Raw genomic sequence first — 14604 nt, forward strand, 5'->3', positions numbered from 1 at the left:
TCCGGATCATTCCTTGGAGATCGTATAGACGTAGTTGGTGTCGAAGCTCGGTCCGAGCTTCAGGCCCTTGAGCTTGGCGGAATATCCCGCCACTTCCGTCTGCTGGAAGATGATGACGAAGGGACCTTTCGCCAGAACTTCCTTCTGCAGGTTTTCATAAATGGCGGCGCGCTTGGCGCTGTCCTTCTCCAGAAGCGCCGACTGGGTTTCCTTGGTCAGGTCAGGAACGTCCCAGGCATTGCGCCAGGCGAGCGTCTTGTTCTTGCCCTCATCGGAATTGTCGTAGTTGATGGTGAAGGTTTCCGCATTCGAGTTCGGATCGAAATAGTCCGAGCCCCACTGGCCAATGTAGATATCATGGGTGCGGGCGCGGTACTTGGTCAGCGTCTGCTTGCCATCGCCCGGAATGATTTCCAGCTTGATGCCGGCCTGCGCCAGCGTCTGCTGCACGCTTTCGGCAATGCCGGTTACCGGCTGCGTATTGCGCACATCCATGGACACGGTGAAGCCGTCCTTCAGGCCGGCCTTGGCCAGAAGTTCCTTCGCCTTGGCGACGTCGAGCTTGTAGGGGTTCTCGTCAAGCGCGCCCAGCTGGCCCTTCGGCAGGAAGGTCTGGTGGATTTCGCCGATGCCCTTGATGATCGTCGCACCGATGGCGTCGTAATCGACCAGATATTTGAAGGCTTCGATGACCTCGGGCTTCTTCAGGTTCTCGTTCTTCTGGTTGAGGCTGAAATAATAGACGGTGCCCTTCGGCGCGGAGGTGACGGCAAGGCCTTCCTTCTTGGAAACGGCTTCCATATCGCCCGGCTCGAGGTTGCGGGCCACATCGATATCACCGTTTTCAAGCGCCAGGCGCTGGCCCGAGCTTTCCTTCATGTGACGATAGACGACGCGCTTCAGCTTCGGCTTCTCACCGTAATAATTCGGGTTGGCCTCGAGGATGACTGCTTCATTGGCCTTCCAGCCAAGGATCTTGTAGGGGCCGGAACCGGCATAACCGGTCTTCAGGAATTCATTACCGAAATCGGTGTCGTATTTGTAATCGGCGCTCGGGGTAACGGACTTCGCCTTTTCGGTGATCAGCTTCTTGTCGACCACCGAAGCGACAGTTGCGGTGAGCACGTTCAGCACGAAGCTCGGCGCATAGGGCTTGTCGACCGTCAGTACGAAGGTGTTCGCATCCGCAGCCTTCGCCTTTTCATTGACGTTGTCGCCCTTGAGGCCGAACTGCGTCAGCAGGAACGCGGGCGACTTGTCGAGCTTGACGGCGCGCTCGAAGGAGAATGCCACATCGTCAGCCGTGACCGGATTGCCCGAAGCGAATTTCAGGCCCGATTTCAGCTTGAAGGTGTAGGTGAGACCGTCCTCGGAGGTCGTCCAGCTTTCGGCGAGATCGCCGATCACCTTGGAGGTGTCGTTGAGATCGATGGAAACCAGCTTGCTGTAGGTATTGCCGGTAACTTCGGCTGCGGACAGCTCGAATGCCTCGCCCGGATCGAGCGTGATGATGTCGTCGATGGCGAAACCTTCGACCAGCGTGTCGGCCGGCGTGGCGGCGAAAGCGTGCGGCGCAGACAGCATCATCAGCGACAGGGCAGCGCTGGTGCTAAGGATACGCATGGACTTGTTGAGCGATTTGATCATAGTATCTCCCCTTTTGTTATGAGATTGATTTAGTTCGCTTTTATTTGTCGTCAGGCCGGTTCATGCCAGGCCTGTGACAGGACGCGCAGCCAGTTTTCCCGGCAGATTTTGGCCAGTTCTCCGTCACCGTAGCCCGCCGATTTCAGCGCCGCAACCAGATTGTGATTGCCGCTCGCATCCGCAACGCCGACGGGTACCGTCGCGCCGTCGAAATCGGATCCGAGCGCCACGCAGTCGATGCCCATGCGCTCCACCATGTAGTCGATGTGGCGCACCATGTCGGAAAGCGGGGTATCAGCAATGTCGCGCGCATCCGCCCGCAGCATGGTCACGGCATAGTTGAGGCCGACCAGACCGCCACTTTCCTTGATGGCATCCATCTGCCGGTCAGTGAGATTGCGGGCGACGGGGGTGAGCGCATGCGCGTTGGAATGGCTGGCGATCAAAGGCTGGTTCGTGGTCTTCGCCACATCCCAGAAGCCCTTTTCGGTGATATGCGCAAGATCGATGAGAATGCCGAGCCGGTTGCACTCCTTCACCAGCGCAAAACCGGCATCGGTAAGGCCGGGCGCGGTATCGGGCGACATGGGATAGGAAAAGGGAACGCCATGGCCGAAAACATTGTGCCGGCTCCAGACCGGGCCGAGCGAGCGCAGGCCGGCGGCATAAAACACCTCCAGCGCGTCGAGATCGGCTCCGATCGCCTCGCAGCCCTCCATATGCAGCACGGCGGCGAAAACATCCTCGGCAAAGGCTTTGCGGATTTCCGCCGTGGAGCGGCAAAGCCGCCAGGCGCCGGCACGATCGAGCCTCAGCGCGATCGCCGCCTTTTCCATGGCGATATCAAGCGAGGGCTGGCGTTCAAGTGGGGCGGCAAGCGGTGTGTTGTAGTGGCCGTTCTGGTCCGGCTCCTGCAGGATCAGATCGCCCGAGGGGATGTAGATGGCGCAGATACCGCCGCCAAGGCCACCCGCCCTTGCGCGGGGACCGTCGATATGGCCTTCGCGCGTGCCGTTTTTGAATTCCGCAACCGGGTCGGCGCCGGCCTTGCTGTTGCGCCACAACCGAAGCAGCACATCATTATGACCGTCGAACACTGCATGCATGTCAAGAAATTCCAGTAAGCGGCAAGACCAAAGGGGGTGGGCAGACGCCGGAATGACACCGCGCGAAAGCAAACCGGCGCATTTTTCGCCGACCGCTGTAATCTGTCGAAGATGATCTTAGGACGATCTCTCGCGGCTCCGCAAGACGCAAATTAGGCAACGATGAAATTATCACCACTTGCCTTTTACCGCGAATTGCGAAACGTCAATCCCGCCAGCCGTCTTCCGCCTTCTTCAGCAGCGGCGTGGCGAAAACACCCCTCACCCGCTCCGGCCATTCCGGCCCGAAAGCAGCGATTTTTTGCCGCCAGCGATCCGATTGCAGCATGGCTGCGCCGATCACCACCGGCCGGATGCCGGACGAGGCGAGAAGCGAAAGACCTGAAATGATGGAACTGCCGCTCGATATGACATCATCCACCAGCGCCACCCGCCTGCCCTCGATGAGCGGCAACATGCGCGGATCGATATAAAGCCGCTTTTCCTGTTTGGTGGTGATGGAGGACATGGGCACCGACAGTTCCTCCAGATACCAGAATTTGCGCGATGTCCCGAGCGGCACGTAACGCGAATGGCCAAGGTGACGGGCAACGGCGGCGGCGAGCGTCAACCCGAGCGTCGGCAGGCCAATCACCACATCGGGCTTGAGGGGCAGAAGCTTCTGGGCAAGATCGGCGGCCAGCGCCTCCAGCACCTCAAAAGAGGCCTGATTGACGATGAGCGAGGCCAGCGCGTGCTCGCCATCCGCCAGCGGCCGGATCGGCAGGCAGATCTGACGTCCATCATCCAGTTCCGCCGGAAAGAAGCCGGAATGCGGGCCTGCCGTATCAAATGTGCGAGGCGCGCAGATATCCTGCCAGAATTCATGCGGCGCGGCGGGGAACTGGGCGGCGGGCGATGCGGATTGCGGCATCGGTCTTTTCCTTTCAGGAACGGGGCGGCAAACAGCACTGGCAATTTTCAGTCACGCCAACCCGGTTCTTCACATCAGGCATTTCAACAACCGCAAACATGCGGCGGGTTCTTTTCATTGGCTTTTTCAGCTAGAAGGAAACAAAGCAACAGGCATTCGGACAAGCTCACCTATGGCGTGAGTTTTTCCCATATTCAAGGACAAGCTATGAGACTGCTGGACCGCATCGGCGAGGACCTGCCATTCCTGACGGAGCTTCGCCACGATCTCCACGCCCATCCGGAACTGGGCTTTGAAGAGGAGAGAACGAGCGCCATCGTCGCCGACCTGCTCGAAAGGGCAGGATTGAAGGTCCATCGCGGTCTTGGCGGCACCGGCGTGGTCGGCACCCTGCAGGTTGGCAACGGCACCCGCAGCATCGGTCTTCGCGCCGATATGGATGCGCTCGCCATGCCGGAAGCACCTGACAGGCCCTATAAATCGAAGTTCCCGGGCAAGATGCATGCATGCGGCCATGACGGCCATACTGCCATGCTGCTGGGCGCCGCGCGTTATCTCGCAAGAACCCGCGATTTTTCCGGCACCGTGCATTTCATCTTCCAGCCGGCCGAAGAGGGCCGCGGCGGCGCGAAAAAAATGGTGGAGGACGGGCTTTTTACCTTGTTCCCCTGCGATGCGGTTTATGGCCTGCACAACATGCCGGGGCTTGGCATTGACGAGATGGCCGTGGTGGAAGGGCCACAGCTCGCCTCTTCCGATAGCTGGCGCGTCACCTTCAGGGGCGTCGGCACCCACGGCGCCAAGCCGCATCTCGGCCGCGACCCGGTGACGGCGGCGGGCACCTTCCTCGCTTCGCTGCAAAGCATCGTCGGCCGCGTCGTCGATCCGCTGCAACCTGCCGTCGTCAGCGCCTGCTCGGTGCAGGCGGGTGACCCGAAGGCGCTCAATGTCATCCCCGATCTCGTCGAAATCGGCGGCACGGCGCGTGCCTATGCGCCAGACGTGCGCAACCAGCTTGAAACGGAAATCGGCAGGCTCGCCAAGGGTACGGCAGCCATGTTCGGCATCGAGGCGAATTACGAATTCATCCGCCGCATTCCGCCTGTCATCAACGAGGCCGATGCAACGAAACGGGCGCTCCGAGCCGCCAAAACCGTCTTTGGCAACAAGGCCCGCACCGCCTTTCCGCCCTCGACAGCCGGCGACGATTTCGCCTTCTTCGCCGGTGAAGCGCCCGGCTGTTACGTCTGGCTCGGCAACGGCCCAGCGGTGGATGGCGCGCTGCACCACAACACGTCCTACGACTTCAATGACGCCGCAATCGTTCCGGGTGCGGCCTTCTGGGCGACACTGGTGGAGCAGGAGCTGGCGGCGGAGTGAAAGCGGCCGCTCCGGCATAAGAGCCGGCGTGGCTTTCAGACGTAAAGCTATCTTCCAACAATCGCCTTGGGACAATGGCGAAATAATACTGTGTAGAATCTAGAATTCTTGGCCGTGTACATCAATATTCAATAGACTCAACCAGATATTTAGTATACATACACGGCATAATCGCATTTTATTATTTTATTTCTGTTCAAATTCTCACGCGGGCAAGCATCATGACGAGACTTGTTGTGCCACAAAGTGCGATTACCGGGCGTCTGGCCCAAGCTAAATCTTATAAAAACCTGCCGCCCGATGACTATCGCGACCGTCTGATCAAATATATCCCGGCAGAATCCGTCGCCCTTTACGTTGCCGTCGATAAAATGGTCAATTCCCACTATGGGCTGAGCACGCTCGCGGCGGACAGCGCCGTCTCCACGCAGGCCGCGATCGTCAGCTGGGCCATTCTGGCCCTCGGCATCATCGGCACGCCCATCTATCTCTATCGCCGCAGACTGCCGGGCCAGCCCTGGATGCTGAATGCCGGCATCTCCACCATCGCCTTCGTGCTCTGGGCCTACACATTGAGCGGCTCGGTCTTTCTCGTGCACCAATGGTACAGCGTTTTCTGGGCCGGCCTGCTCGCGCCGATCTTCACCTTCGTCGCCGGATTTTTCGAACCCAAACCGGAGTAAGCGTCCATGCCGACCTATGAGGACCTGCGCGCCTATTTCGACGCTTCCGATGCCATGACGCAATTGGCGCGCGAGGCATCGAAAATCCCCATCGTGCACGGCTTCACCCTCGACGTGGATCCGTTATGGATGCTGCTTTACGATATGGAAGATGGCGTCCTGCCGGAGAGCGAACGCTACCGGTATGAGTATCTTCTTGACGGTCGTCCCTTCCGCGACTGGTGGAGATTGCCCCTGGCTTTTCCGGAATGGCCGCTCCAGACGCCCTATCAGGGATATAGGCGCCGCGACCTCAAGCGTGACGTTTCGCTGTGGGACGCAATCCCGCGCCCAACGAAAAGCGGTCCTGTCGTGATGACCATCGTTTACGGCCCGCTCAAGACCCCGGCAAAAGCTGCGCCTGAGCCTCTGGAGGACGGCAGCGACATTGCGGCGCTTCGCCTATTAACCGCTCTCATTGATGGGAGTCTCGCTTCCGCCCGGATAGAGGAACGTCCAAGGGCAAGGCTTGCCTTTGCTGCCGGTGATGAAATCACCACCAGCGCCGGTGACACCGGCACCTATGGCGGGACGCTGACCAACGCGCGCAAAAAGCAATATGGCATGACCTGCGCCCATGTCGCCAACACCGGCAACGATATTTTCGACGTATCGGGAAAACGGATCGGCGCGGTGATACATCATACCAAGCTCCATCCCTTGCCGGCGCAGACGGTCTGCGATCCCGTGGTACTGCCGATACCCAATCCCTATCCCGGCAACGATCCGCCTGTGAATATGTTCGATTTCTCGCTGATCGAGCTGACCAAAGCACCGGCAGCCTCTTCATTGGGCGGGGTGGCCGCCAGCCTGACGCCGGGGCAAAACGTGACCCTCAGCGGCAAAAGCGGCACCTATAAGTGCAAGCTCGGTTCGCTGGCGATCAGCTACGCCTTCACGGACGGCACCTCGACCTATTGTTTTCGCGACCAGATCGAGCTTCGGCCGCAGCCGGTCATTCCGATTGGCGGTGCGCTCGGGCATCTCGTCACGCCCATGCCGACGCAGGGCGATTCCGGCGGCTGGGTTCTGACGGATGATGCGACGCCGCTCTGGGCCGGCGTGTTTTTCGGCGAAGATGGCAGTCGCGGTTATTGCTCGCGCGCCAGCTGGGCGCATGACTGGGCCGAAAAGCAGGTGGGCGGCCCCCTCTCCGTTTAATCTCCGCGCTTATGCCTGCACCGACTCACCGGAATGGGAAGAGAGCACCAGAATGCCCGGCGCTCAGCCCACCACCGCAATCACCGGGCTTTGCATCACCCTGCCCGTCAACACATCGGCAATGCCCATATCCGTCTGGTGCGGGCCGATATTGCAGGCAAGCGTCGCACCGAAACAGGCCTTGAAGACGAGATAGGGCGGCTGCCATTCCACCACCGTGCCGACGGCTTCGCGCAATTCCTCGAAAGCCTTTGCCACCTCTTCAAGAGGCGCATCGGATACGAGGCCGGAGAGCGGCAGGGGAAGCAGTGCGATGACCTTGCCTTCAGAGGCGACAGCCATACCGCCGCCTGCCACTATCACCGCATTGGCGGCGAGCGCCATGTCTTCGGCATTGCCGCCAAAAACGGTGAGGTTGTGGCTGTCATGCGAGACAGTGGTGGCGAAGGCGCCGTTCCAGCGTCCCCAGCCGGTGAGGAAGCCGGTTCTGGTGACCGGCTCGGCCTTGCCGTGGCGGTGGGTGACGGAAATCATCGTCGCGCCCTCAGGCGGAACGACGAAGCCGTCCTTCACCTCGGCCTCCACCTCGCCCCATTGCGTGAAGCGAGGACGGTCGATGGTGGCAAGGCGCACCCTCGCGCCCTCGGAGGCAACCCGGAAATCATCGGCTTCACGCAGCGGCAGCTTCATCGAGCCTTCGAGCACCGCCGCATCACAGGCCGGAATGTCGACGAGCATATGCCCGCCTTCCGCAACCGCCTTGCCCCCTGCCAGAACGTGGCGGGCGGCAAAACCACTCAAATCCTCGAAAACGACGATGTCAGCGCGACGGCCGGCAGCGATGAGGCCGATATCGGCACGGCTAAGCCTTTGCGCAGCATTCAGCGTTGCGGCGCGCAGCGCCCATTCCGGCTTCAGGCCATAACGGACAAGGCGGCGTACCACATCGTCAAGTCCGCCGCCCCGCAGCAGGTCATCCGGGAACACGTCGTCGGTGCAGAGCGTCACCGTCTGCGGCAGGTGGCCCAGCGCATTCAGCGCTTCCACGAATTCCGGCAGCAGGTGGTCATGCGAGCCGCGCAGCTCGATGGTGAGCCCCGCCCTGAGCTTCGCCATCAGGTCTTCGGCCGAGACCAGCTCATGATCGGAAGAAACGCCCGCCGCCATGAAGGCGTTGAGATCGGCATCCTTCAGGCCGCGCGCATGGCCGCAGAGCAGCTTTTCCGAGACAAGCCCGGCCTGCACGATGCCGCTCATGCGCGGATCACGCTCGATGACGCCGCGCATGTTCATGATTTCCGCAACGCCACCAATCTGCGGCCAGGAGAGGATATCAGCGAGAATTCCGGCGTCGAAATCTGCGCCGCCGCGCTCCAGCCCCGGTGCTGACGGCACTGACGACGGCGCAAGCAGAATGGCGCGCAGCGGCAGGTCTTCGACAGATTTCGCCGCCCAGCGCACCCCTTCCACACCGTGCACATTACCGAATTCATGCGGGTCCCAGACGATGGTGGTAACGCCACGGGCGACCACGGCCTCCGCATAGACGGCCGGTGTAACCATCGAGCTTTCAATATGCATATGCGTGTCGATGAGACCGGGTGAAACATAGGCACCCATCGCGTCGATGATCTGCGCAGCATCTCGGCGGCTTGCACGCTCGTGCACGCTGGCGATCAGCGCGCCGACGATGCCGATATCGGCGGCGCGAAGCTCTCCCGTGACGACATCCACCAGCGTTCCGCCAGTGATGAGAACATCAAATGGCGCATCGCCGCGTGCGGCGGCAACCGCGCGGGTGCGGAGTGCATCGTCGGTGAGATCCGCCGGCTCGCGCGTCGGGAATTGCGTCTTCATCGGGCGGCCTCCTGGCGCAGCGCCTCAAGAACGGCAGCCGTCGCCGCTTCGGCATTCACGCTTTCGGCAAAATGCGCGTTGAAGGCCTGAACCTTCTCCACGCGCGTTTCAACCACGGTTCGCCCGCGTGTCAGCGCTGCGTGAAGTTCGACATCGATGCGTGCATGGCGCCAGCCAAGCAGGTCGGAGGTAAAGCCGACGGCGGCGACAGGATCGTAAAGCGCCATGGCCGGCCGGCCGCGCCTCGTGGCGATGCCGATGAAACCTTCCAACAGATCGGCGATCAGCCCGGCATTCTTGCCGCCGGCATTGCGGATCGGCAGCACATCGGCAGGCGCGGCGGTGACTTTGCGGCAGGCGTCCAGATCGACCATGCGCAACGGCAAGCCGTGGGAAAGTACGATGGCCAGCGCTTCCGGATCGGCAAAGGCGTTGAATTCAGCCGAGGCGGTGTGGTTGCCGCTGGTCACGCCGCCACCCATCCAGGTCAGATCGGAAATTCTGGCCGCAAGATCAGGTCGGGCAAGGCACAGGGCGGCAATATTGGTGAGTGGTCCAAGCGCGAGGATACGCTTTTCGCCTGCTCCCTCCAGCCAGCTGCAGAGAGCGGCGAAAGCATTGCTTTTCGGCAGAGCCGGCGCATCCGGCAGGCTTTGGCCGACGGTCGGAATGCCGCTATCGCCCAGAATGCACTGCGCGGTTTCGAGCGCGCCCAGCACCGGCATGGCACGGCCCTGATGGATCGGCATCGACCAGCCGAAGGCGGCAACGGCGCCGGCGGCATTGCGGCAGACCGCCTGAAGCGTCGCATTGCCGAAGACCAGCGAAATGCCGTCAATGGCAAGGCCCGACGATTGCACCACCATGATGGCGGCAATATCGTCAAAGCCCATATCGGTATCGATCCATACACCCATGGTCAGTTGAACACCTTGAGGCTCGCCGCCTTTTCAACCGGCAGATCGAAAGCGAGCGTATCTCCAATCGTATGGGCGGCAAGCGCCGCATCGGTTTCCGCCTTGATGGGCCCAAGCGGCGTATCCAGCAGATATTCGCGGCTGTTGCCGGCAAAGGAGGTGCCGCGCACGGTTCCCTGGAAAGGACCTGAACCAAGGGTGACCATGCGCGGCCGCCAGGCCAGTCCGGATGCTGAAAGGACTGGTCCGGGAAGCGGTGTCGTGCCGTTTGCGGTTTTGAGCGCGCCGCCTTCCAGCGCGAAGATGTTTTCAAAACCGACGAAATCCGCCACGAAGGACGAAACCGGCGCGTTATAAATCTCTTCCGGCGTGCCGATCTGCTCGATCTTGCCGCCCTTCATGACGACGATGCGATCAGCCAACGCGAGCGCCTCGATCTGGTCATGGGTGACGAAGATCATCGTCACGCCGGTTTCCTTCTGCACGCGCTGCAATTCGGTGCGCATTTCGAGCCTGAGACGCGCGTCGAGGTTGGAGAGCGGCTCATCGAGCAAAAGCACCTTCGGCTCCATGACCATGGAGCGCGCCAGCGCCACCCGCTGCTGCTGGCCACCGGAAAGCTCCGCCGGCTTGCGCGAGGCGAAATTGGACAAGCCGACCGATTTCAGGCCGGAGGCGACCTTGTCCTCCAGCGTCTTGCCGCTCATGCCCTTGAGCTTCAGGCCGAAGGCGACGTTTTCATAGACCGTCAGATGCGGGAAAAGCGCATAGGACTGGAACACCAGACCCACGGCGCGCTTGTTGGCGGCAACGCGGGTGATATCGGCCCCATCGAGATCGATACGCCCGCCCGCCACCGGCATCAGCCCGGCAATGGCGCGCATCGTCGTGGTCTTGCCGCAGCCGGAAGGCCCGAGAAGCGCTAACAACTCGCCCTTGCGGATATCGAGATCGAGATCCTTGACGGCAATGCTGTTGCCATAAGCGAGCGAGACTTTTTGGAGCGAAAGATAATTTGCGTCAGACATAACGGGAGAACCCCAGAAAACGTTCGGCCATGAAGACGATGCCGATGGAAAGGAAGGCGAGCAGCGAAGAAAGGGCTGCAACGGAAGGATCGAAGACGATTTCCATGTAACCCAGCATGTCGATGGGCAGCGTGCGCACGCCAGGCCCCGACAGGAACAGCGATACCGGCACCTGGTTGAAGCTCGTCACGAAACCGAGAATGAAGGCAGAGAGAATGCCGCCACGAATATTCGGCAGCACCACGCGGAAAAACGCCCCCACCCGCGACGAGCCGAGCAGCACCGCCGCCTCCTCGATGTCCGAGCGCAGATTGTTGAGGCTGGCCGATACCACCCGCACCGCATAGGGCAGGATGAGCGCGGTGTGGGCGAGAAACAGGGCAAGCGTGATGCCGATGCCGAAAGGCACGACGAAATAACGCAGCAGCGCGAGACCGACGATGATGCCGGGCACAATGATCGGCGCGGAAACGATGGTGCGCACCGTCTCTGCAAAAGGCAGCTTGTAGCGCGACATGGCGTAGGAGGCGGGAATGCCGAGGATGAGCGCTGCAAAGGTGCCGCCAATGGCGAGGAACATCGACATCGCAAAGCTTTCCCGGAAGCTCTCAACGGTAAAGACCTTGGCGATCCATTTCAGCGAAAAACCCTGCGGCGGGAAGGCAAGCGTATCGCCGGCCGAAAACGAGGCGGCAACGATGATGAGGAACGGCCCGATGAGGAAACCGACGACAAGCAGAAGCGTGAGCGGAATGAAGAGCTGCCGGGTCATTTCTTGTTCCTTGCGGTGGCGATGCGCTTCAGCAGGATATTGGCGGCAAAGCTCATGACGATCAGGATGAAGGCGATGACGCTGGCGGCGACGAAATTGTTGGAAACCGTCACCTGCTGGTAAAGCAGGGTTTCCAGCATCAGCACCTTGGAGCCGCCAAGAATGGCGGGCGTGATATAGGCCGTCAGCGAACCGGTAAAGACCAGCGTGCCGCCGACGACCAGCCCTTCCTTGGTGAGCGGCAGGATGACCTTCCAGAACACCTGCAACCAGTTTGCGCCGAGGACGCGCGCGGCGGCGATCGTGTCCTTCGGCATATTCTCCAGCGCGCTGATGAGGGAGATGATCATTAGCGGCAGAAACAATTGCAGAAGACCGATGAAGACGGCCGTTTCGGAAAACAGGATGCGGATCGGCGCGTCACTCAGCCCGACCGCCTGCAGCGCCTGGTTGACGATGCCGGTTCTGCCCAGAATGACGATCCAGGCATAGGTGCGGGCAACCGGCGAAATCATCAGCGGCAGCACGACCAGATTGACCACATGGCCTTTTGCCCCCGGCGAAAGATTGACGATGGCGAAAGCCGCCGCATAACCCACCACCGCCGAGACGATGGTGACAAGCGCGCCAAGCTTCAGGGTGCGCAGGAAAACCGTCTGGTTCAGCGGATCGGAAAAGAAATCGGCGTAAGCGGACAATGTCCAGCCATCGGCGCTGTGGAAGCCCTCCGACAGAAGCATGAAGACCGGCACAAGAAAGACCGCCGCCGCAAAAATAGCGGCGGGCAAGGCAAGCGCCAGCGCTTCGGCCCGGTTCTGAAACATGGGTTTATTCCCTGAACGGCCACGCGGCCGGTTACGGTTGAAGCCGGCGTGCCGGCTTGCGGTCTGAAAAGGTTGGAAAAGCGGTCAGGGGACGACCAAACCGCTTTTCCTGAAACGGGGCGAGCCCTTGCGGACGCTGAAAATCACCCCGTTCCTGACTGAAACTGTTCCGGCTTATTGCCCGACCTTGGAGTTCCACTCGGACAGCCACTTGTCGCGGTTATCCAGCGTCACGTCGGAAGGGATGAGCTGCAGGCTTTTTGCGGTTTCGTCGCCATAGGTGATGTTGTTCGCCACCTCGCCGGAAACCTTGACTTCCCTGTTGGTCGGGCTGTCCACCAGCTTTTCGGCCAGCGCCTTCTGAACGTCGGTCGAGAGCCAGAAATCCATGAACTGCAACGCCAGATCTTCGTTCTTCGTGCCCTTCGGCACCACGAGCACATTCATGCCGCCGGTCTGACCTTCCTTGGGCGTTGCCCAGGCAAGCGGCAGATCAAGCTTGGTGAAAGGCGCCCAGGAAAAGCGGCCGATCGGGGCGGCCCAGATTTCTTCCTGCTGCATCAACTGCACCAGCTGCGAGGATTTGACGTAGAAAGTGACGATATCGTCCTTCTTTTCGCCCACGGCCTCGATGGCGCCGGAAAGATCAGGCGTATCCTTGCCGATGGCCTTGCCGAGCATGTAAAGCGCCGGCGGGCCCTGATTGGTGGTGACGTTCGGGAAAGCGACATGATCGACGATGCCGTCCTTGAGGAGATCGGCCCAGCTATCGACCTTCATCTTGTCGGTGCGGTAAACGATTGAGGTGGCGTAGAAATTGACGCCGACGCTCATGCCGTCGCCATTCGGGTCCTTGGCGATATCATAGAGCTTGTCGATATTCGGGACCTTGGAAGCGTCGATCTTCTGGATCAGGTCCTTGCGGGTGGCGGAAAGCGCATCCGCCATGGAAACGATGGCGAGATCGACCACCGGATTGGCCTTGTTGGCCTCCATCTTGGCCAGACGTTCGACACTGTTGCCGGTCTCGACGACCAGCTTGCAGCCGCATTGCTTTTCGAATGGCGTATAGACCAGTTCCTTGAATTCGTCCTGCGCGAAGGCGTAGACCGAGATCGTCAGCGTCTTGTCCTGCGCCTGCGCGGCACCCATCGTCAGCATCAGGGCGGTGCCCGATGCAAGAATGATTTTTTTCATGGTGTGAGTTCTCCTGCTGTCGTGTTTTTGGCTTCAATCGCGTCATGCTTTTTTCTGCCGGTGGAGCCGCGCATGATCAGCGCCATCGGTATGTTCGATATTTCGGCCTTCACCTCGGCGGCAATGCCGTTTTCGAAACCGGCTTCACCATCAATTGCGCGCAGCAGCGCCTCGACCGCCAGATCGGCGATGCGACCCATATCCATGCGCATCGTCGTCAGCGGCGGCGTCACGACGGCCGAAAAAATCAGATCATCGAAGCCCGTCACGCTGGCCTCTTCCGGCACCTCGATACCCTCGCGCTGCAATTCGGTAAGCGCGCGCAGCGCATGCAGGTCCGATACGCAGGCGAAGGCGGTAAAACCATCCGCAACCCGGTCAGCGAGGCCAAGACGGCAACCCGCGCCATCAGCCTTTTCAATGGCATCTATCCATAGCGTCTGCGTGGTGCAGGCCTTGCCGAGCCCATCGCGAATGCCGCCAAGGCGGTCGTTCTGCACGTTGGAATCGCGGTTCTTGCCCACCAGCACCACCCTGTCGTGGCCAAGCCCCGCCAGATATTCGCCGACCTGCCTGCCACCATCCCAATGGTCGGCGGCAACCGTGTTTCCAGGTGTCGATGGACTGTCGATCACCGCCACCGGACAGTCGACATCGGCGATGCGCGTGCCCCGGCGGGGAACGACCACCATGCCATCCACCCCGCGCTCGATCAGCCGGTTGATGGCGTCCGTCTGCATGGCGATCTCACCGCGCGAGTCGGCGATCAGCACACCATAACCGGCATTGACGGCCGCCTTTTCGATGGCCTGTGCGATCTGCGGGAAAAGAGGATTGGCAATATCGGGCAGAACCAGCCCCAGAACCCCGCTTTTGCCGGTACGAAGCGCCCTGCCCGCCGAACTCGGCACATAACCAAGCTCGCTTGCGGTCTTGCGGATGCGCTCCACCAGCTCCGGCGAAACCCGACCCTTACCCGACAGCGCATTGGACACGGTTGCAACCGACACGCCGAGTGCCGCTGCTATCGCGCTCAGATTGGTGGCAGGCCGTGAAGACGCCATGATGGTCCGAAAGGGC

Annotated in this window: 13 protein-coding genes; 3 read left to right on the top strand and 10 right to left on the bottom strand. The window is 60.8% G+C overall.

All coding sequences use genetic code 11. The features are described 5' to 3' along the window. Positions 1-6: 6 nt before the first annotated feature. From AC1ROR_RS19940 to AC1ROR_RS19950, 3 genes are all read right to left on the bottom strand, one after another. On the bottom strand, positions 7-1647 hold the full coding sequence (locus tag AC1ROR_RS19940) for an ABC transporter substrate-binding protein (protein ID WP_003499025.1): 1641 nt from the start codon (positions 1645-1647) through the stop codon (positions 7-9). 50 nt (positions 1648-1697) lie between these two features. After that, on the bottom strand, positions 1698-2753 hold the full coding sequence (locus tag AC1ROR_RS19945; protein WP_080839755.1) for a dipeptidase: 1056 nt from the start codon (positions 2751-2753) through the stop codon (positions 1698-1700). Positions 2754-2958: 205 nt separating this feature from the next. Next, entirely contained in the window at positions 2959-3666 is a 708-nt protein-coding gene (locus AC1ROR_RS19950; protein WP_498590465.1) for a phosphoribosyltransferase, read from the bottom strand. 207 nt (positions 3667-3873) lie between these two features. On the opposite strand from AC1ROR_RS19950, the gene AC1ROR_RS19955 reads away from it, so the two are divergent. The 3 genes from AC1ROR_RS19955 (at position 3874) to AC1ROR_RS19965 (ending at position 6929) form a co-directional block, all read left to right on the top strand. Beyond that, entirely contained in the window at positions 3874-5046 is a 1173-nt protein-coding gene (locus tag AC1ROR_RS19955; protein WP_498590466.1) for a M20 aminoacylase family protein, read from the top strand. A gap of 221 nt (positions 5047-5267) precedes the next feature. Then, positions 5268-5729: a hypothetical protein gene (locus AC1ROR_RS19960; protein ID WP_498590467.1), complete on the top strand. Its 462-nt coding sequence runs from the start codon at positions 5268-5270 to the stop codon at positions 5727-5729. Positions 5730-5735: 6 nt separating this feature from the next. Further along, complete coding sequence (locus AC1ROR_RS19965; protein ID WP_498590468.1) at positions 5736-6929, top strand: hypothetical protein; 1194 nt, start codon at positions 5736-5738, stop codon at positions 6927-6929. 63 nt (positions 6930-6992) lie between these two features. On the opposite strand, the gene AC1ROR_RS19970 is transcribed toward AC1ROR_RS19965, so the two are convergent. The 7 genes from AC1ROR_RS19970 to AC1ROR_RS20000 form a co-directional block, all read right to left on the bottom strand. Beyond that, entirely contained in the window at positions 6993-8786 is a 1794-nt protein-coding gene (locus tag AC1ROR_RS19970; protein ID WP_498590469.1) for an adenine deaminase, read from the bottom strand. Beyond that, positions 8783-9703 (bottom strand): nucleoside hydrolase, encoded by a 921-nt coding sequence (locus tag AC1ROR_RS19975; protein WP_498590470.1) that lies wholly within the window; start codon positions 9701-9703, stop codon positions 8783-8785. Before AC1ROR_RS19975 ends, AC1ROR_RS19970 begins: the two co-directional genes overlap by 4 nt. Before the next feature lie 2 nt (positions 9704-9705). Further along, on the bottom strand, positions 9706-10731 hold the full coding sequence (locus AC1ROR_RS19980) for an ABC transporter ATP-binding protein (RefSeq protein ID WP_035227023.1): 1026 nt from the start codon (positions 10729-10731) through the stop codon (positions 9706-9708). Next, positions 10724-11503 (bottom strand): ABC transporter permease, encoded by a 780-nt coding sequence (locus AC1ROR_RS19985; RefSeq protein WP_065655279.1) that lies wholly within the window; start codon positions 11501-11503, stop codon positions 10724-10726. Before AC1ROR_RS19985 ends, AC1ROR_RS19980 begins: the two co-directional genes overlap by 8 nt. Next, the gene (locus tag AC1ROR_RS19990) at positions 11500-12327 is read right to left on the bottom strand and encodes an ABC transporter permease (RefSeq protein ID WP_003499007.1); all 828 of its coding nucleotides are present in this window, start codon (positions 12325-12327) and stop codon (positions 11500-11502) included. The genes AC1ROR_RS19985 and AC1ROR_RS19990 overlap by 4 nt, the downstream gene beginning before the upstream one ends. A gap of 174 nt (positions 12328-12501) precedes the next feature. Next, a complete protein-coding gene (locus AC1ROR_RS19995; protein ID WP_498590471.1) occupies positions 12502-13524 on the bottom strand; it encodes an ABC transporter substrate-binding protein in 1023 nt (340 codons plus the stop codon). Next, positions 13521-14588 carry a LacI family DNA-binding transcriptional regulator gene (locus AC1ROR_RS20000; protein ID WP_035227019.1) on the bottom strand — a complete coding sequence of 356 codons (1068 nt, stop codon included), beginning with the start codon at positions 14586-14588 and terminating at the stop codon, positions 13521-13523. The genes AC1ROR_RS19995 and AC1ROR_RS20000 overlap by 4 nt, the downstream gene beginning before the upstream one ends. Positions 14589-14604: the final 16 nt, after the last annotated feature.

It is taken from the genome of Agrobacterium sp. GW821-FHT14E08 (assembly GCF_058803865.1).

Bases quoted from the DNA above. Each gene is read 5' to 3' on its own strand.
- AC1ROR_RS19940 (WP_003499025.1), bottom strand. From the start codon at position 1,647: ATGATCAAATCGCTCAACAAGTCCATGCGTATCCTTAGCACCAGCGCT.
- AC1ROR_RS19945 (WP_080839755.1), bottom strand. From the start codon at position 2,753: ATGCATGCAGTGTTCGACGGTCATAATGATGTGCTGCTTCGGTTGTGG.
- AC1ROR_RS19950 (WP_498590465.1), bottom strand. From the start codon at position 3,666: ATGCCGCAATCCGCATCGCCCGCCGCCCAGTTCCCCGCCGCGCCGCAT.
- AC1ROR_RS19955 (WP_498590466.1), top strand. From the start codon at position 3,874: ATGAGACTGCTGGACCGCATCGGCGAGGACCTGCCATTCCTGACGGAG.
- AC1ROR_RS19960 (WP_498590467.1), top strand. From the start codon at position 5,268: ATGACGAGACTTGTTGTGCCACAAAGTGCGATTACCGGGCGTCTGGCC.
- AC1ROR_RS19965 (WP_498590468.1), top strand. From the start codon at position 5,736: ATGCCGACCTATGAGGACCTGCGCGCCTATTTCGACGCTTCCGATGCC.
- AC1ROR_RS19970 (WP_498590469.1), bottom strand. From the start codon at position 8,786: ATGAAGACGCAATTCCCGACGCGCGAGCCGGCGGATCTCACCGACGAT.
- AC1ROR_RS19975 (WP_498590470.1), bottom strand. From the start codon at position 9,703: ATGGGTGTATGGATCGATACCGATATGGGCTTTGACGATATTGCCGCC.
- AC1ROR_RS19980 (WP_035227023.1), bottom strand. From the start codon at position 10,731: ATGTCTGACGCAAATTATCTTTCGCTCCAAAAAGTCTCGCTCGCTTAT.
- AC1ROR_RS19985 (WP_065655279.1), bottom strand. From the start codon at position 11,503: ATGACCCGGCAGCTCTTCATTCCGCTCACGCTTCTGCTTGTCGTCGGT.
- AC1ROR_RS19990 (WP_003499007.1), bottom strand. From the start codon at position 12,327: ATGTTTCAGAACCGGGCCGAAGCGCTGGCGCTTGCCTTGCCCGCCGCT.
- AC1ROR_RS19995 (WP_498590471.1), bottom strand. From the start codon at position 13,524: ATGAAAAAAATCATTCTTGCATCGGGCACCGCCCTGATGCTGACGATG.
- AC1ROR_RS20000 (WP_035227019.1), bottom strand. From the start codon at position 14,588: ATGGCGTCTTCACGGCCTGCCACCAATCTGAGCGCGATAGCAGCGGCA.